Annotated in this window: 22 protein-coding genes and 1 pseudogene; 13 read left to right on the forward strand and 10 right to left on the reverse strand. The window is 35.7% G+C overall.

What is annotated here, in order from left to right; translation table 11 throughout:
• Window positions 1-116: 116 nt before the first annotated feature.
• The 3 genes from ACQKNZ_RS00470 to ACQKNZ_RS00480 all read left to right on the forward strand — a co-directional run bounded on the left by ACQKNZ_RS00470 (window position 117) and on the right by ACQKNZ_RS00480 (window position 2,224).
• A complete protein-coding gene (locus ACQKNZ_RS00470; RefSeq protein ID WP_427657430.1) occupies window positions 117-1,025 on the forward strand; it encodes a S16 family serine protease in 909 nt (302 codons plus the stop codon).
• 106 nt (window positions 1,026-1,131) lie between these two features.
• A complete protein-coding gene (locus ACQKNZ_RS00475) occupies window positions 1,132-1,596 on the forward strand; it encodes a DinB family protein (RefSeq protein WP_427657432.1) in 465 nt (154 codons plus the stop codon).
• Window positions 1,597-1,927: 331 nt separating this feature from the next.
• Window positions 1,928-2,224 carry a transporter suffix domain-containing protein gene (locus ACQKNZ_RS00480; RefSeq protein WP_427657434.1) on the forward strand — a complete coding sequence of 99 codons (297 nt, stop codon included), beginning with the start codon at window positions 1,928-1,930 and terminating at the stop codon, window positions 2,222-2,224.
• A gap of 49 nt (window positions 2,225-2,273) precedes the next feature.
• On the opposite strand, the pseudogene ACQKNZ_RS00485 reads toward ACQKNZ_RS00480, so the two are convergent.
• Window positions 2,274-2,567, reverse strand: a pseudogene (locus tag ACQKNZ_RS00485) (MarR family transcriptional regulator); the annotation flags it as partial.
• Window positions 2,568-2,859: 292 nt separating this feature from the next.
• Here ACQKNZ_RS00485 and ACQKNZ_RS00490 point away from each other — a divergent pair.
• Both ACQKNZ_RS00490 and ACQKNZ_RS00495 read left to right on the forward strand, forming a co-directional pair.
• The gene (locus ACQKNZ_RS00490) at window positions 2,860-3,618 is read left to right on the forward strand and encodes an N-acetylmuramoyl-L-alanine amidase (protein WP_427657436.1); all 759 of its coding nucleotides are present in this window, start codon (window positions 2,860-2,862) and stop codon (window positions 3,616-3,618) included.
• A 668-nt stretch (window positions 3,619-4,286) separates the two neighbouring features.
• A complete protein-coding gene (locus ACQKNZ_RS00495; RefSeq protein ID WP_144538360.1) occupies window positions 4,287-5,090 on the forward strand; it encodes a DUF6973 domain-containing protein in 804 nt (267 codons plus the stop codon).
• Between the two features lie 49 nt (window positions 5,091-5,139).
• Here the strand turns inward: ACQKNZ_RS00495 and ACQKNZ_RS00500 are convergent, their stop codons facing one another.
• Window positions 5,140-5,391 carry a hypothetical protein gene (locus tag ACQKNZ_RS00500; protein WP_144538361.1) on the reverse strand — a complete coding sequence of 84 codons (252 nt, stop codon included), beginning with the start codon at window positions 5,389-5,391 and terminating at the stop codon, window positions 5,140-5,142.
• A 194-nt stretch (window positions 5,392-5,585) separates the two neighbouring features.
• Here ACQKNZ_RS00500 and ACQKNZ_RS00505 point away from each other — a divergent pair, with 194 nt between their 5' ends.
• From ACQKNZ_RS00505 to ACQKNZ_RS00520, 4 genes are all read left to right on the forward strand, one after another.
• Window positions 5,586-5,876: a hypothetical protein gene (locus tag ACQKNZ_RS00505; RefSeq protein WP_427657439.1), complete on the forward strand. Its 291-nt coding sequence runs from the start codon at window positions 5,586-5,588 to the stop codon at window positions 5,874-5,876.
• 439 nt (window positions 5,877-6,315) lie between these two features.
• Window positions 6,316-7,008, forward strand: a complete 693-nt coding sequence (locus ACQKNZ_RS00510; RefSeq protein WP_144538363.1) for a response regulator transcription factor — start codon at window positions 6,316-6,318, stop codon at window positions 7,006-7,008.
• A gap of 138 nt (window positions 7,009-7,146) precedes the next feature.
• On the forward strand, window positions 7,147-9,354 hold the full coding sequence (locus tag ACQKNZ_RS00515) for a histidine kinase dimerization/phospho-acceptor domain-containing protein (protein WP_427657441.1): 2,208 nt from the start codon (window positions 7,147-7,149) through the stop codon (window positions 9,352-9,354).
• Window positions 9,355-9,548: 194 nt separating this feature from the next.
• Window positions 9,549-9,776, forward strand: a complete 228-nt coding sequence (locus ACQKNZ_RS00520) for a hypothetical protein (protein ID WP_427657443.1) — start codon at window positions 9,549-9,551, stop codon at window positions 9,774-9,776.
• A 21-nt stretch (window positions 9,777-9,797) separates the two neighbouring features.
• Here ACQKNZ_RS00520 and ACQKNZ_RS00525 read toward each other — a convergent pair whose 3' ends face one another.
• Both ACQKNZ_RS00525 and ACQKNZ_RS00530 read right to left on the reverse strand, forming a co-directional pair.
• Window positions 9,798-10,229: a hypothetical protein gene (locus ACQKNZ_RS00525; protein ID WP_427657445.1), complete on the reverse strand. Its 432-nt coding sequence runs from the start codon at window positions 10,227-10,229 to the stop codon at window positions 9,798-9,800.
• 126 nt (window positions 10,230-10,355) lie between these two features.
• Window positions 10,356-10,781 (reverse strand): nuclease-related domain-containing protein, encoded by a 426-nt coding sequence (locus ACQKNZ_RS00530; RefSeq protein WP_427657447.1) that lies wholly within the window; start codon window positions 10,779-10,781, stop codon window positions 10,356-10,358.
• Window positions 10,782-10,842: 61 nt separating this feature from the next.
• Between ACQKNZ_RS00530 and ACQKNZ_RS00535 the strand changes: the two genes are divergently transcribed.
• Entirely contained in the window at window positions 10,843-11,307 is a 465-nt protein-coding gene (locus ACQKNZ_RS00535; RefSeq protein WP_427657449.1) for a DinB family protein, read from the forward strand.
• A gap of 3 nt (window positions 11,308-11,310) precedes the next feature.
• A complete protein-coding gene (locus ACQKNZ_RS00540) occupies window positions 11,311-11,814 on the forward strand; it encodes an AAA family ATPase (RefSeq protein WP_144538366.1) in 504 nt (167 codons plus the stop codon).
• 52 nt (window positions 11,815-11,866) lie between these two features.
• Here the strand turns inward: ACQKNZ_RS00540 and ACQKNZ_RS00545 are convergent, their stop codons facing one another.
• The 6 genes from ACQKNZ_RS00545 to ACQKNZ_RS00570 form a co-directional block, all read right to left on the reverse strand.
• The gene (locus ACQKNZ_RS00545) at window positions 11,867-12,160 is read right to left on the reverse strand and encodes a hypothetical protein (RefSeq protein WP_144538367.1); all 294 of its coding nucleotides are present in this window, start codon (window positions 12,158-12,160) and stop codon (window positions 11,867-11,869) included.
• Between the two features lie 21 nt (window positions 12,161-12,181).
• Complete coding sequence (locus ACQKNZ_RS00550) at window positions 12,182-12,823, reverse strand: response regulator (RefSeq protein WP_427657452.1); 642 nt, start codon at window positions 12,821-12,823, stop codon at window positions 12,182-12,184.
• Window position 12,824: 1 nt separating this feature from the next.
• Window positions 12,825-13,898, reverse strand: coding sequence for a sensor histidine kinase (locus ACQKNZ_RS00555; protein WP_144538369.1), 1,074 nt, complete (start codon window positions 13,896-13,898; stop codon window positions 12,825-12,827).
• Window positions 13,895-14,596 (reverse strand): cell wall-active antibiotics response protein LiaF, encoded by a 702-nt coding sequence (liaF, locus tag ACQKNZ_RS00560; protein WP_144538370.1) that lies wholly within the window; start codon window positions 14,594-14,596, stop codon window positions 13,895-13,897. The genes ACQKNZ_RS00555 and liaF overlap by 4 nt, the downstream gene beginning before the upstream one ends.
• Before the next feature lie 98 nt (window positions 14,597-14,694).
• Complete coding sequence (locus ACQKNZ_RS00565; protein WP_144538371.1) at window positions 14,695-15,333, reverse strand: PspA/IM30 family protein; 639 nt, start codon at window positions 15,331-15,333, stop codon at window positions 14,695-14,697.
• Window positions 15,334-15,346: 13 nt separating this feature from the next.
• Window positions 15,347-15,694 carry an ABC transporter permease gene (locus ACQKNZ_RS00570; RefSeq protein WP_144538372.1) on the reverse strand — a complete coding sequence of 116 codons (348 nt, stop codon included), beginning with the start codon at window positions 15,692-15,694 and terminating at the stop codon, window positions 15,347-15,349.
• 161 nt (window positions 15,695-15,855) lie between these two features.
• Between ACQKNZ_RS00570 and ACQKNZ_RS00575 the strand changes: the two genes are divergently transcribed.
• Window positions 15,856-16,944 carry a metallophosphoesterase gene (locus ACQKNZ_RS00575; RefSeq protein ID WP_340862364.1) on the forward strand — a complete coding sequence of 363 codons (1,089 nt, stop codon included), beginning with the start codon at window positions 15,856-15,858 and terminating at the stop codon, window positions 16,942-16,944.
• The gene (locus ACQKNZ_RS00580; protein WP_427657455.1) at window positions 16,944-17,546 is read left to right on the forward strand and encodes a DedA family protein; all 603 of its coding nucleotides are present in this window, start codon (window positions 16,944-16,946) and stop codon (window positions 17,544-17,546) included. The genes ACQKNZ_RS00575 and ACQKNZ_RS00580 overlap by 1 nt, the downstream gene beginning before the upstream one ends.

The raw sequence follows: 17,546 nt of genomic DNA on the forward strand, positions 1-17,546 counted from the left end.
TACAATTAGATAAAAATGGTATTTTATAGGGCGAAATATTCTTATTTAGTTGTTAATTAATTTATATATAAGAACGATGACATATAAGGTGAACAACATATAATTTTAGATTGGAGTTGAAAATTATTGATAAATTTCGTTCATTAAATGTAGTCCAAGTCATTTTAACGATCTTTTTTTATCTTTTATTTCTAATATTATATCTTCAAGATTACATTGATGGAATCTCGTTTTTACTAATATTACTGATTAGCCTTATAGTTTTATCTATCTCAATGATTGTGCTTCGAAAAAAACGAGCAACGAGACGAAAAATTGGAATTTCTCTATCCATACTTCTCCTATTATTTTGCTATGAGCTCCCGCTGTTAGGGTTTATCTCAAAAACACACGTAGCAGACGTATACTTAGAGCCAAGGCAGACAGTAGTAGGTTCAGGGATCTATATAGTAAGCGTTGCTTCTATACCTTTAGATAATATGGAAAGCAAACAGGAGGCACAGGAATATTTGATAAGAACAAATGAAGATTTTTATAAGATTACTAAATTGACGAATCAAATACTTTATAAAGAAAAAAATAAGACGCTATTAAGTTGGATACACCTAAATGAAAAATCTCCAAAAGACAAGATGAGAGAGAATCTGAAGCAATATTTCGGGAAAGAAGAGGTAAGGCTTACCGATTATTTTAAACATGATCAAGCTATAGGAGATAGCTCGGGGCTTAGCTTATTACTAACAGAACTCATTATAAAAGGCGAATTGCAAAATAGGTTAAAAATTGCTGTTACAGGGGCAATAGATGGAGACGGAAACGTATCAGCTATAGGAGGCTTGAAGGAAAAGCTACAAACTGCAGATAAATACGATTTTCACTTTATGATTATCCCGAGCGAAAATGCAAAAGAAGCGGTAGCTATTCAAAAAGAATTAAAACTAAATATGGAAGTCTATGATGTTGAACATGTAGATGGAGCGGTTGAACTTATTAATGATTTGAACGAAAAATATAGAAATAACTGAGAAGGTTTTTTGAAGAAAGAGGGATTATTTAAGTGGATGTTGAATAATTTTAATAGGTTAGTGAGGCTGGTTGATTAAAAAATGTTTTTTAAAGGAGGGCGATAAGATGGATGTTTTCAAAACCCAGTATGATTGGATACAACGTACAAGGGAATCTTTATTTGATTATTGCGAAACGTTGTCACCTGCAGATTATGTTAAAGAGCTTGAAAATTTCGGTGGTGATTCAGTTCAAAGTCTACATGTTCATGTAGCTAACTGTTATCGAGTATGGTTAGGAAATCGTGCACTTGGGAAATCACTTTCCAAAATAGAAATAGAATCAGTAAACAATGTCGAGAAAATGCGCGAGATTTTCAGGGGAACGGATGACTTGGTTTATGAATTTCTAAAAAAATTTAGTGGTAAATGGGATGAAACTAATAAGGTTGATGGAAGAGGGGAATTTACAGCATTGTGGCTTTTTACCCATACCATCACTCATGAATTTCACCATAAAGGACAAATCGTTAAAATAGGAAGACAACTTGGGTATATCCCGCCAGACACTGATCTCATTGAACCTCAATAGTTAGAGATTAGCAGTTTCGAGATGGCTTCGGCATCGTAGAGTCCTACTATCGTAACGGTTAAAGGGCAGTAATTTAATAAAAAGTAACATTGAGGGCATCCAATCGGGTGCTCTTTTAATATTTGATAGGAATAAAATGCACTTTCCTTATTGAACTTATACAGTAGGAAAGTTGAATTAGGAAAGGTGAAAATCGTAACGTATTTATAGAACAAACTTTTATATAATAGCTTGATTTTAGAGGGTGCATTACCTAGTAATTAAACCATCTTTCCCATATAATTTATTTTAGTTAAGTTAACTAAAAAAATTTATATGGGAGGGCTTAGCATTGGAAAAAGAACTATTGGAAAACAAAAATAAACAAAAGAAACCATTTCTATTTAAACTTGGAATAGTACTTCTAATCCTTTATCCTATATTTTGGGGGGCAGCAGCCATCGTACCTTTCACCTCATTGCCAACCCATATAAAGGCTACTATCATTCCCGTATGTATAGTAATTGGCGAAATCATATTCTTGATAGGTGCTGTATTTGTTGGGAAAGAAGTGGTGAACAAATACAAAAACAAGTTAAACCCGAAAAACTGGAGAAGAAAAGGTGACAGTCAAGAGCATGAAGAATGAAAATATAGCTGAGAAAATCAATAAAACAATTGAACATGTGGCATAAATAGTCACACTCTTTTTTATACAATAACCCCTTTTCTCCAAGTTCCACTGAAAATGTACGCTTATCTTCCACGTTTTGCTTTCTAATAATATATCCTTCTGCCTCAAGTTTAACTAACTGTTGACTGATTGCACTCTTGGTTATATTCATTTTTTCCGCCAACTTTGGAGTAGTAGATGATGGGTGCTGAATAATTAATGTTAGCAACGTATATTGTTGATTATTTAATTGAAAATTCATATAATTTATTTCTTTTTCTTCTAGCAACAGCCATAGCACTATGCTGCAGAACGTCAATTCATGAAAATATTTTGAGTGCGTTGGTGCAATTCTTCATTAATGTTTCTAAAGACAACGATATGTATAAGCTAATATAGAGACTGATTAAATTCATATCTTTAAAACCACCGACTAGAGAATATGTTAGGTGGTATTTTTATGAGGAAAAGTATATTTAGTGTACCCCGTTTAAAAATGCTCATGACGTATTTAAAATAAATATTGTAAAACTGTAAAGTTCTGCAAGTCAACAAAATCAAAGAAATCAATTAAATATATGAATTTCTTAAGATTTTCTTAAGGACTGACTATGTCAAGAACCCATTGTATATGGGCGTTTAGGGGGTACTATTATAACACCACTTTACCTAATTCAAATGATAAGCTACCTACAGATAAGAAACGCTTTGCAAGTGCTCATATATTTGTAGATCGTATTAAAGCACTGGAATTGATTCCGTTAGATGAGGTAGCTTTTCATGCAAATGAAAGAAAAGCAGGACCATTACTTCCAGTATTAAGAGCTACAGCACCTTACTATAAAGGTGGTAATGCCAACCTGATAACAATCGGAATAGAGATGTGTGTAGAGAAAAACGGCATTATTCACCCAGACACAATTGCCCGTACAGTGTTAGTTGTTAAAATGCTGCAAGCAAAATTCGGTAAGCGTCCTATTTATCGTCATTATGATATCACAGGTAAAAACTGCCCTGCTCCTTTTGTGGCAAATAAAAACCTTTGGTATGAGTTTTTAAATAATGTAAATAAAGATGTGGCAGGTGTCACAAACACAGATAGAATCATGTGGGGGAAAACGGAGCTTAAAAAAGGTCAAATAGGCAAAATTACAATCCTAAAGCCTATTAATCTGTGGACTGAAAAAGACGGAAAGCTAGTAGAGGTACGTGTATTGAATCCAGGTGAAGAGTATCGAGTATACGGGTATCGTGACGACCATGAAGGTCAATATAACGTAGGTGGGGGTATGTGGGTGACTAAAATGCCAGAACATATCAAATATGAAACTCCATCTAAAGCAATGTTAGGACGATTAAATAATAAGTAAAAATTAGCCCTGCTACTTAATTGTAGTAGGGCTTTTTTTTGCCATTTCTTGTCTGAATCTTCATGACCAACTAAGTAAGTAGTAATATAGAATAAAATAACAAACTAGTATAGCCGATAGAAATAGGAGAAAGCCGAAAGGGGAAATAAAGATGAAGAAAACAGTAGTAAGTATTGCCCTAAATCCAACCCCAATTCCAGACTGAGCGAATGTACTTCCTCCGATTATTCTTATTTATATAATCTCCCAAATATTGTAAATTTATCTCTATTTATTATTATATCTAGTTGAAGGCCAAACGTAAACAGCCTTTCTACAAATAAAAAAAAGACTAGCAAATGCTGCCAGTCTACTTTGAATATCAAATTTTAGATATACTTATTTCTTGGTTTTCTATAAAATGGAATTATGTGACAGTTATCAATGTAATATCTCTTTATTTTTTTCTTTCGATTTCAGTGACAAAGTACCTAATTTTCGATTTTTTTAAAAAATAATTTTTTTACTTTAAAATTCTCCTACCTCAACTCCTCCCTAATATTTGTAAAGTTTTTTGAATTTTAGACAAACTAATTCAATATAATCATTTCACTAATAACGAGTAGTATAATTTTTCTAGTAATGTTACTATTTGGAAGTACCATCAATACAAACTAGGAGATGAAAAAATGAAAGCAAAAAAATCACTAATGTTCTTTGGTCTAGTATTCGGAATGAGTATTTCACTTGTATTACCTTCAGTTCAAGCTTCAGCCTCTACTTCAGCACTTAACCCAGAAGTAGATGTTCAAAGTAAAATTGATTATGGTTATGAAGATTATTTACTTCAAGAAATAATCGAGTTTGAAAAAGCTAATCCTAATCTTTCTCAAGAAGAAATAGATGCTCATTTCTTAAAATTAGCTGAGAAGTATAACCGGAATAACAAGGACCTACAAATCGAACCGAAAAAAAATACTGACACGCCAGATTTTCAAACATATGCAAATGATACAAACTACATTTACAAAGTAGTAGGCGGAGAATGTAATTTAAATTCATTAGAACAAAGTCTATTCAATGCCAATCCTACAAAAGGATTTAAAGCTTGTGTTGCTGGTAAAGAAGCACAAGACTATACACTTCATAAGTTTGGACGAAACGGTCACAATGATAAAACTGATGCCTTCCGTCATTCTGCTTGGAATATAAATATGATTGGTTTTACAGATGACGTTACTTTTACACAAAAGTGGACTAATGCTCATGAAAATGGAGCTACAAATCAACCTGTTATGGAATTTAATATGGATATGCATAATAATGCTCAAGGAAGACTCAAAGCTCAAAAGGCGGGGGTTTCGACTTCAAGTAGCGTGACAGCAGTAAGAAATGTTATAGATCAGGCTTATAAAAGTGGAGACTTACAATATATGCCTAGTTCAACTCAAAGAGTAAATTTCACAGGAAAAAGTTCTGATTACGTAAGATAAAAATAAAAAACTCTATGGACACCCATAATAGGTTCCATAGAGCTTTTTTTTACGAACATTTGGCGATTGCTTTGTCACTATCGTCTTCTTCAACTACCAAATTTTCCTCTTCATCAATTTTATATTTTACTTTTTGATCGTCCAAACACTCAGTCAGGCTATCATTTATATGTTCACTTGAGGTAAAAAAAACATAGTTTTCATTTTCATCATTACACGCTGTCAAAAATAAAAACAGTAGGAGCGTTATCAAAAACTTTTTCTTTTTCAAAAGCTTAGAGGGCTCTAAAGTTCCGTTCATAAATAAACCTCCATTTAAACTAAATCTCTTTTTGGTATTTAATTTACATTAATTTTTCTTTCTCTATCAGTTTAATATTACATACATATAAAGTCAAAAAATAGAATAGATTTTAAATGTACATAGTAGTTCTAAACAACATATTAGCATTCCTAGCTAAGACAATTGAGCCTAAAGCCGAATGACCCTCAGTAATGAATACCTCAGCCTCAGATCCGTGCTTTTTACAATCGACTAAGTTTTCTACTTTGTTTCCGATTCTATCAACTTTTTCACTTAATTATTTCTTTAATAAATCAATAACAGAATCTGGAGTTGTTCAGTTTACTGAAATTGAGCCAAGGCCGATAGGAGAAAATTTTAAAACTGACATAAAAGGAATTGGAATAAACGATGCTCCTGTTACGTTTATTTTTAATAAGATTGAAAGTTTAGATGCAGTGATTTATCAGTTACAAAAGTTGCGGGATATAATGGGTGAATAAGGTAAGTACCAGTGGGAAGAAAGTGGAAGAATTGTAGAAAAAGACAATAATGCAAAAAATTGAGGATGATTAAATTCATAACAAAGAATACCATCAACCAGTGAAAATGGTTGGTGGTATTTTTTGTACAGAAAAGTATAATTTAATCCAAGAGCGATGTATTAAAATTAAATTTAATAATTTGTACCCCAGTGTACCCCACAGGAAATTGCTTTGTACCCCAATTGTACCCCATTTAGAAATGCTGATAACGTCTATAAAATAAACATTAGAATACTGTAAAACACTATAAAGTCAACAAATTCAATGAAACCAACTTAATAAATACAAGTAAATATATGAATTTCTTAAGATTTTCTTCAGAATTATACTGCTGGAATGTTAAGAAATGAAGGTTACAATAAGAAACATAAGAAAGCGATGCGGAGGAGGTATAAGGATGCCTGAGTTTACTGTACTAGTGACGGACGATGATCAAGATATTCGAGATGGAATAGAAATATATTTAAAAAATGAAGGCTACCGTGTATTGAAGGCGGGAAATGGATTAGAGGCACTGGAGCTGTTGGAGGAAAACGAGGTTCATGTCATTGTACTAGACATTATGATGCCTCAAATGGATGGGATTTCTGCTACGTTTAAAATAAGAGAGCAAAGAAATATACCTATTATTATGTTAAGCGCTAAAGCCGAGGATTCAGACAAGATTCATGGATTGTCTGTTGGAGCGGATGATTACGTGACGAAGCCCTTTCACCCAATGGAGCTTGTAGCTCGAGTGAAGTCTCAACTAAGAAGGTATACAAAGCTTGGGACATATCAAGGGAAACAAGCAACCGTAGAGGTAGATGGACTTATATTAAATCAGGAAGCAAAGGAGCTCTCCGTGGAAGGCGAAGCAGTTAAGCTTACACCTATTGAGTATAAGATTACAGAGTTGCTGATGATTAATGCAGGTCGAGTTTTTTCTATTAATGAGATTTATGAGAGAGTTTGGAACGAGCCAGCTTATAACGCAGAAAATATTGTAGCCGTCCACATTCGAAAAATACGTGAAAAAATTGAGACGGATCCTAAAAACCCAAGATATTTAAAGGTGGTGTGGGGAGTTGGCTATAAAATCGACAAGTAAATGGAGTCTGATATTTTCTATAACTGCTATTTTATGTGGTGCACTTTGCTTATTTTATTGCACAATTCACCTAATTCCCATCATGGATATTAGTAGAACATTTACCGAAGCAATTGAATTAATGAAAGGGGGAGCAAGATGAAACGTCCGCTAGGAAAAGTAGTTATATTGAGTGTGTTAGCAGTAATAGCAATTGGTGCTCTATATACTCTCACAAATAAAGCCAGAGAGTACGTTGGTACTTCTTATTTTGATAGTTATGATTTTCAACAAGAGTTAAGTGAATATGAATCTGCACTAGTCCCATTAGTATTGGCTGTCCCAGATATAGAAGAAGTAAAGAAAAGTATAACAGTGTCCTCTAGTGAGATTGAAGAGTATCGAAATCGTTTTGGAAATTTAGAGGAGCAGATTTATTCAATTGAGCAAAATTATGAGGAAAGAATAAATTCTACAACAACAGAGGAGACCTCAACTGATGGTGATGCAGCACAGGAGCAGACCAAGGAAAACTCACTAAAAGACGGTATAATAGCAGAACGTGATGCAAAGATTGCCGATATTAGAAAGAACTTTGAAAGCGATGAATATGTAGAAGATAAGATTCGAAGAGAAAAAGAAGACGAAGTGGATGCTTACTTTCGAAACTTAATTAAGGCCAAGAATAGATTTCTCATTGAAAGAGATGATTTTAACTACGAATTAAAAAATATTGAAACTGGAGAAGTATTTACCAATGGTGATATTGGGAAGAAAAATGCATTTAAGAAAGTGTTCTCTAGTGATAATGGATTTTTAAAGAAAAGTAACGTTTATGATTTAGCAGAAATGGAAAGTAATTATTATGATGGTGAAGAGTGGGATCTGAGAGATGCCATTGGAGATCAGTATTCTCGTTTTGAAGGCACAATTGCCATATCTGAAGCAAGTATGCTAAGTGGAAATAGAGCTGATCAATACAATTACTTTAAAACACAACAGCTAATATTCTACGGTGTCATTGTTATAGGGATTCTTTCAGCAATATTTTTTGTTTCCTTATGGAGGAAGAATCGAGATACATTCCAATTTGATCCAGGGCGAGAAAAATTTCAGAGCTTGCCTATTGATGTTCGTTTTGTGTTAGTTTTCGTTAGTGCTTATCTAGCAATCCTATTTTCTAAGGAAGCAATGCTATCTATCTTTTATTATGGCGGATATGATATTCCAATCGGTAGTTTTATTGCAGCAGTTATATTAACGGCATTAACCTTATATCAATTGCCATGGCTGAAAAAATCATTTAATACAGCAGATTGGAAAAATAGCTTAACAGTAAGTTGGATTAATTCATTAGAAGGTTTCTTCCTGAGACGTTCTATAGGGGTACAAACGATTATTCTGTTAGTAGTGATTTTCTTCTGGGGATTTGGAACAATGTTAACCTTTCAGTTATGGGAGTTAATTTTGGTTTGGATTCCAGCTACATTATTTATCGGTATTCCGGTATTAGGTATTTTAACTTCTCGGATGGCTTACTTGAACAGGATAATAGGAAAGACAGAAGAGATGGTTAAAGGTAACAATGGAACGGAAATAAAAGTAAAAGGCAAATCACCAATAGCAGAGCTTGCATCTAATGTTAATGAGCTTAGAGGTCGTGTGCAATCCTCTCAAACAGAGCAGGTAAAGAGTGAACGATTGAAGACCGAGCTAATCACAAATGTCAGCCATGATTTGCGTACACCTTTAACTTCTATTATTACGTACACTGACCTATTGAAAAATCCCGATATTACGGAGGAAGAGCGAGCTTCGTATATCGCGATTTTAGACAAAAAGTCATTACGTTTAAAAACATTGATAGAGGATCTATTTGAAGTTTCCAAAATGGCTACAGGAAATATTGAATTAGACAAACGTAAGGTAGATTTAACCCAGCTTTTGCAACAGGCAGTTGCCGAGCACCAGGAGGATATTGAAAAATCAGGTCTCGATTACCGAGTAACTATCGGCACAAAACCGATCATGTCCTACGTAGATGGTCAGAAATGGTGGAGAGTTCTAGACAACCTTATTATTAATACGTTGAAGTACTCCCTACCTAACACACGGGTCTATATAAATTTAGATCAGGTGGATGGATACGCGGTGTTTGTTATTAAAAATATCGCTAAATATGAGCTAGGTGATGATGTGGCAGAACTTACTGAGAGATTTAAGCGCGCCGACACATCTCGTCATACAGATGGCTCTGGTCTAGGGCTTGCTATTGCACAATCCATCGTAGACCTACATGGCGGAATTCTAAGAATGGAAGTAGACGGAGACTTGTTTAAAGTTACTGTAAAAATACAAACAATCTAGTTAGAAAATGTACCCCCTCCTTTTGCGGAGGGGGTTTTTTGTATGGAAATGGATTGTAGTAAACCAGCGTGTAATTGTCGTAAAGTAGAGCTCGATTGTAGTAAAGGAGCTCCAGATTGTCGTCAAACTGTCTCGAAGTAAGGGGGAGGAAGTGCATTGTAGTAAAGTAGCGTGTGATTGTAGTAAAGTAGAGCTTGATTGTAGTAATCGATCCTCCGATTGTCGTAAACAGGCTCGGGATTGTCGTAAAACTATCTCGAGAGAAGGAGTCGGAAATGGATTGTAGTAAACCAGCGTGTAATTGTCGTAAAGTAGAGTTCGATTGTAGTAAAGGAGCTCCAGATTGTCGTCAAACTGTCTCGAGAGAAGGAATAGGAATTGGAAATGAGGCCTTAATCCAACCACACTCTGTAAACACATGAATTATCCAGAGACAGTGGCATTTATCTTTTTTGGATTACATAATATCTGCTTCTCGTGTTGTTTACCGGATATAATCTAGAGGTCTTCATTAAGTATGACGCCATATGCTTATCTTTTAGATTTAGGAAGTCCACACACTCTTTGTTAGAGATAGATTCTTTATACAAATAAAACCAGTCCTCTAATGCTTGATGCTGCATTATTTTTTTTAATGTTCCACAAATAGGGCAATTACCTTCTACAAATTGAAAGCATTGTGAACATAGCGTTCCTCGTTTTATATCTGTAAGTTCCAACGGATAGCTATGAGATAGAGGCTTCGGAATAAACTCTGTCGAATGTGTCATTAGATATTTTATTAGTTGTTGAAATTTAGTAATGGATAAAACATCAGGGAGTGCATTGAGTGAATCGATGTGGGTGGCAATATCGCAGCCCATAACTGCTTTCACTTGTTTAGGAGGTTGTGCCACTATAGTTTTGGTAGATGCAAATACAATAAAAGATTTAATTGGAATTTGAATTTTTAGGGGATGTAGTAGTAAAGCTAGCTTTTGGGTATTGCGTATTACTTGTTGCTAGGGACATTTAAATGCAGTGATTTGGTCGTCGATTTCTCGTATAAGTTGTTCGGGATTTCTTTGGAAGGAGATTTTCCCGCGAATATTTTTGACTTCAAGGATTGCTAAATACTTTGGGGTAAGAATCATGGTGTCTATTTGAAGATAGATGGAATCAGAAATAGAAAAGTGGAGGTCTTTTAAAATTGAGTAATGCTTAGAAAAGGGGCTCTGTTTTAAAAAATTATCAACGTAAGTCTCACCAGCATAACCAGCTTTAAGACTGTAAATCCGATTTTCTATGTGCGGTATTAGTGGATGTTGAGTAGAAAGACGATGAATGGAACGCTTGTAAACTTCGATTGTTTTAGGAATACTTCGTGGTTGGTCTATATTAATCTCTCCTTTCTTGTAAAAGATACCACCTAGTAAAATATAAAACAAGTAGTAGGAGACAGAATTTTCCCATAAATGATATACTCAAATTAAAAAGAGGTGGGAAGTCATGGAATCTTTATACCAACTTAACTTTGCGAGAATCTATACACTAGGAAGGATCAAACAGTGCAAGGAAGATATGTGGGATATAAAGCCTAAAGGATTCTCCAACACCGTCCGATGGAACGTAGGACACATCTATGTACAAATGGAAATATTGGTTCAAAAAGCAATTCCAACCTACAGCATTGTTCATCCCGAATGGATACAATTTTTTGCTCCAGGGACAGATTCGGATGAATGGCAGGAGGTCTCACCTTCAAAGGAAGAACTAATAGTTAGTTTAAAAGACCAGCTAGACCGTATACTGGCCCTTTTAGCACCTAATCTTCAGGATTACTTAATTGAAACGTTAGAAATAGGAAATCTACATAGCATGGAAACAGTAGAAGCAATTGTCCAATTCATTGTTTGGCATGAGGGGGTTCATGCCGGAGTCATTCATTCTATCAATCAAGCAAATGCGGTGTAAAATATGAAAATATATATTGTAGGCTCTGTAGGAAGTGGGAAAACAACACTTGCTCGCCAGTTGGCACAACATTATAGAATTCCCCATTTTGAAACAGATAACTTTGTTTGGACTAGAAATCATCAAGGGCAAGGGGATATTAGGAATTCTGTGGAAAAAAGGGATGAGCTGCTAAAAGAAGCAGTTAACCTCGACCAATGGATAATCGAGGGTGTACATATAGATTGGACGGATCCAGGATTAGAAGCTTCCGATTACATTATTTTTTTAGATATTCCTGTGTCTATTAGGTATTTCCGAATTACAAAGAGGTATGCCCGTCAAGTGCTTAGATTGGAAGAGGCTAACTACCAACCGACCTTTTCTATTTTTCTAAAAATGTTTCAATGGACAAGCTACTTTGAAAAACAGATGAAACCAGAATTTTTAAAGAAGTTTAGTAAGTATGAGATGAAAGTGGTACTACTAACAAAAAATGATTTATCAGTAGTTCAAAAAAATATATAGTTTTACTGACACTGCTAAAACAGACAAAAAGATGACCCTCTTATGTATAGGGTCATCTCTTTCTTTTTAATGCTTCAAGTTCGTTAATGACGTAGTCTAATTTTTTTTCTATTTGAGAAAGCTGGAGTTTTTGATTGCTCTTAGATTTTTTTTCGGATTGCTCTTCTTCTAAGTTTTCTTGGAGGGTAATTCCTTCTCCAATCGTGCCAATAAGAAAACCTAATGTCACGACGACAGAGCCCAAGAAGTCCAAAGTTGCGCCTAAGTTTGGTTGCTCACTGGATTTGTCGTTGTTTTTGGGATTCATATGTTGTCTATCATCCTTTGGCTGTCTTTTTAATAGCATATGACAGCTCGAGAGGATTGGTTATTTTTTTGTAGAGACTAACTTATGCTCATACGCATAAATGACAGCTTGAGTTCGATCATTGACCTCCAGCTTAGATAATATGTTGCTTACGTGTGTTTTTGCAGTTTTTAAAGCAATGTATAAAGTGTCCGCTATTTCCTGATTAGTTTTACCTTCAGCCATGAGAAGAAGTACCTCTCTTTCTCGATCGGTTAAATCTTCATGTAGTGCATGCCCGGAGCCTTGGCGCATTCGCATCATCATTTTATTGGTTACCTCTGGCTCTAATACGGCATTCCCACTTAAAGTTTTACGAATAGAATCAGCTATATGAGAAGCTTTCGAGGTTTTCAATAAATAGCTAATTGCTCCTGCCTCTAGTGCGGGGTATACCTTGTCATCGTCTATAAAACTAGTGACAACCATTACCTTTGCTGTGGGCCATTTTTGGATAATTTCCCGAGTTGCCTCTGCACCGTTTAAAATAGGCATGACCATGTCCATAAGGATGATGTCAGGTCTGTGCTCAAGAGCCATGTCAACGGCTTCTTGACCATTCACGGCCTCCGCAACGACCTCCATATCTGGCTGTGCCTGTAAGTATGCCGAAACCCCAATTCGTACCATTTCATGATCGTCAGCTAACAAAATACGTATCATTCTATTCACTCCTCTCTGCGGTTGTAATTTTTTCTAAATTTATCGGTTGGGCTACTGGCTTTTCAATCGGCAGTTTAACTTCTACAATTGTCCCTTGAGAAGGAACAGATACTACCTTACAAGTAGCTCCAATTTCAACCGCACGTTCTCTGACACTTTGAATTCCGTAAGAGCCATTTTTACCTTCTCCTACTTCAAAGCCAACCCCGTTATCCTGTACACGGAAAATGGCAAGATTGTCTCTTTCCACGAATAGAATGTCTACTTCAGTTGCTTTAGCATGTCTTAACGTATTTGATAGAGTTTCCTGTGCAATACGGAATAAATGATCCTCAGCACCTTTAGATAAGGAAACCTCTTCTAATCTGTATCGAATGGTAAAAAACACTTTCTCCTGAAGCTCCTGAAGTAACTCTTCTAAGCCTTCCTTTAGGGTTTTATTGTGTAGAGCGGCAGGACGTAAATGAAGTAGTAAAGCACGCATTTCTAATTGGGCCTGTTGCACAATTTTTTCCGTTTGCATTAATGTCTTTGGCACTTCTCCATTTTTAGCTTCCTCTATTTCAACCATAGTAGAGAGGAGCATGGAGGCTGCAAAGAGCTGCTGAGATACAGAGTCATGAAGCTCTCTAGCCAGTCTTTGTCTTTCTTGGACTAGTCTTTCCTGAATAATTCTGTCCTGTGTTTCTGCCTTTTCGTTGGTAATACGTTGCAATGTTTTTCGCTGAGTTAATATTAGTTGTTCCAGTTGGGTAACAGTCGCCTGCATTCGCTTTGTTTGAGTATATTTTTTCTTACTCGGTTCAAAGGTTTCTGCAAGTAAAGGTCGTAGGCTCGTTTCTATTTTCTTTTCTTGGCTTCGTACCTTTTGGAGTGTGTTCAATGAAAAACCAAAGCTTATGAAGGCTAGAACAAATACAATCCACACACCAAAAGGGATTTGGGCATAGGTCGTCTCTAATAACGACAACCATGCCTCTTCATTAGGCCATCCCCAAATAACATACAAAAGCAAAGCGATAATAATAACTAAGTAGGTAAAGATGGAGATTCCTTGCCCCAAAAATATTCTCATTTCCGGATCACCTCGATATCTCCAATCCAAGTAGAAACAGTAATCACTAGCTCAGCAGAGTGAGCAACATCTTCCGAATACCCATCCTTTACAAGAACGGTTTGGTTCCACAAACGACGAGCACCACGAGAAAGAATATGGGCTTCGCCGATAACGGTAGTATAATGTATGCGGACTGGGATCTCATATGGTACATAAATAGTGACCTTACCTAAAGACTGACGAATAGAAATAAGGGAGGTACCTTTTGGGAGCACCGTTTCCGTCACGTCGATCAAGTAGTCACCGTAAAAGCTTTGCACATGTACATCTTGCCATTCATAGGCTTGAAATGGAGTAGACTGTGATGTGAATAGCTTATTTTGAATAATACTATTCGGTGTTTCTTCATATACCGTTCCAAATGGTTTAATCACCTGGCTGATGGGTTCATTTTTCCAAAGCTTATAAAGGGAATAAACAATGATGGCTACTAAAAATAATCGTAGACTCCACATCGAAAAGACAGCCAAAATAAGAAAAATAAAACCTAGCCAGAAAATATACTTAGACTGCTTTCGCAAGCTAAAGTACATCATTCCTATGCCAAGAAGGACTAATATAATATTGCCATTCCCAAATATAGTAGCTTCTATAAAAATGAGAAAAACAAAACAAATAAGAAAAAAAGCTAGCTTGTTTGTTTGGTTTTCTTTCATGCTTGTATTCTCCCTTCTTCGCATAGTAATGCATGAGAAGGAGAAGGCGCTTGCCTTCTCCTCATTAGTCCTAAAAAATGGACAACCTTTTCTATATTTTACACAATTTCAGCCTTTGGTTGTTCGTTTTTTTCTAATTGTTCTAAACGTTGTTCCATTGAAGTGATTTCATGCTCTTTTTCGATCTTCTGTCCTAGACGTTCAATGTATTGCTCCATGTCTTGGAAAGTACCAAAGTTTTTCTGTGTTTCTTCAGGCTTTAATAATTGATCCATTTGGTGGTGGGCGCGAGTTACATTTTCTTTCCCCATCAGCTGTAATTGTCGGACCTTCATATCTTTCACCTTGTGTTTCATCTCTTCATACTTACGTTCTAATCCAAAGAGCTCCTCCATTGTTTGACGAATGCTGTTTTGTAAAGTTTTAGCACGCTCGTTATAAGCATTTACCTCAGCTTGAGCAAAGGAGATTAGATCCTCTTCGCCTGTAGCGGTAGCTAGCTCCACTTGTTTTTGACGTTTCTCTGCCATTTGTAATGTTTCTGTTAATTCTTTTTCAAGCTCTAATTTTAGTTTGCCTTGGCGCTCTAACCATTTACCTGTTTGTTCAGTTTGCTTTTCCGCTTCACGAATGTATTGGTTAAGCATAGCAATTGGGTTTTTTTCCTCTTTTTTATCAAATAATCGGTGTAGATCTGCTTCGACTGAATACTTTAATCGTTGTAGTAATGATGTCATGATAGTTTCCTCCTTATTTGTTAAGTTCGTTCCACTGTTTTTCGAAGTTTACGAATGGGTCATCAGTTTTGGGTATCGAAAGGGAGATGTCGTCCTTTTTCCACTTCTTCCAGATGAAATAAAGTGCGACAATAGATAAGATACCAACAAATCCAGGTATGTTAGAAATAGCTGTTAATAACCCGATAATTCCAACAATTGCCCAAAAGATTTTCAATAAGCTAGAGTCGCTCTTTAGATAAAAATGTACACCTGCAAAGACGAATAGCGCGGATATCCCTAATCCTAACAACGGACCAAGATTCACCAAAGCGACAATTCCTGCGATTATTCCAAGTGTAACTAAACCAAATTTTTTCATATGTTTGTTCCTCCTCTCGTCTGTATATATAGCTTACCAATTCCTTGTGTTTAGCCAAACGGTCTTAAACATGATTTTCTTCTCGGTCTAGAGGCTGAGAAAGAGTAAATTATTCAAATCTGCTATACTAATGGGAAAAGACAAAAATGGAGAATTTCACAATGAAAAAAATTGGCTCTATTATATTAGCTATCATTATATATTCGTCTATTGTTTTTTACTTTGGTTGGAGCGTTTCAACATGGTTAGAAGCTTTCTTTACCATCAATTCTTGGCTGTTTTTAGTTATCTGGTTCTTATTTGCTTTTGCGATTATTATCGCAAGGCTTGACCACAGACTTAGAACTTTTAGTATAATAGGTTCTTATTGGCTTATCGTCATGCAATATGGGATTCTCCTTTTTCCTGTTGCAACTATATTTGCATGGGTTTTTCCAGGGCAGTTAAAGCTGATAGGTGGGATTGTTTTATTATTTTTTGTGTTAATAATGCTACTAGGAACATATAACGCTTTCTCGCCAGTTGTTCGCGAGCTTAAAATTACCATGCCAAAAAAGGATGCATCAGTGGACAGTCTAAAAGTTGTCGTTGCATCTGATTTCCATCTTGGCTTATTGTCCAATAAAGCGCATTTAATGCGATTTGTAAAAAAATCAAATGAACAAAATCCTGATCTTGTCTTATTGGTTGGAGATTTAGTGGACGATGACCCGATTTGGTTTGTAAAAAAAGGCATGTCCGAGGTGATGAAGCAGCTACGATCAACGTATGGTAATTATGGGGTTTTGGGAAATCACGAATACTACGGAAAGAAAATTCCACTCTTAATAGAAGAAATGGAAGCATCTAGTGTGCAAATGCTATTAGATGAAACAATCTTAGTGGCAGATACGTTCTATTTGACAGGACGTGAGGATTTAACAAATAGAAATCGAAAAGAGTTATCTGAATTGGCTCCAAAAGAAAAGAATTTACCTTGGTTTGTGATGGATCACACACCTTCCAATTTACTTATACCAGAGAAAGAAAAGGTAGACTTTCATGTTTCTGGCCATACGCATCGTGGACAAATGTGGCCGAATCATTTGTTTACTCAAAGAATTTTTGAGCTGGATTATGGGTATAGGGAAAAAGGGAGTATGCACGCGATTGTATCTTCTGGTTTTGGATTTTGGGGACCACCAATTCGACTAGGTAGTCGATCAGAGCTTTGGTCGATTGAGATTAAGTTAGAGGATGTGGAAGTTTAATGGAAGCCTGGATCACAGAATGGATGAACCAGTTTGGATATTTTGGCGTATTTTTATTGATTTTATTAGAGAATGTTTTTCCGCCAATCCCTTCTGAGGTCATTTTAACGCTCGGAGGATTTATGACGACATCTACTTCCATGACCAAGCTAGGTGTTATTTTGGCAGCTACAGCAGGGTCAGTGATAGGGGCAGCCATTCTATATGGGATTGGTTTGTTATTAGATGTAGAGCGTTTAGAGAAGATTGTAAAGAAATACGGTAAATTCTTGAGATTGACTGTAAAAGATATTCATAAGGCAGATGCCTGGTTTGATAAATACGGCGTATGGGCAGTATTTTTTGGACGACTTATTCCATTAGTAAGAAGCCTGATTTCTATTCCAGCAGGGATGTCAAACATGAAGTTTTGGCTGTTCCTTCTATTTACTACTTTAGGTACTCTTATTTGGAATACTATTTTAGTTTCAGTAGGATCAGCAGTTGGTGAAAATTGGGAAGATATCGTAGGGTATATGGATATCTATTCGAACATAGTTTATATTATTTTAGCAATTGTAGGTATTGCATTTTTAGTATGGTATTTTAAAAAACGTGACTAA

Source organism: Psychrobacillus sp. NPDC093200 (assembly GCF_050280345.1).
GTDB classification, from domain to species: Bacteria; Bacillota; Bacilli; order Bacillales_A; family Planococcaceae; genus Psychrobacillus; species Psychrobacillus faecigallinarum.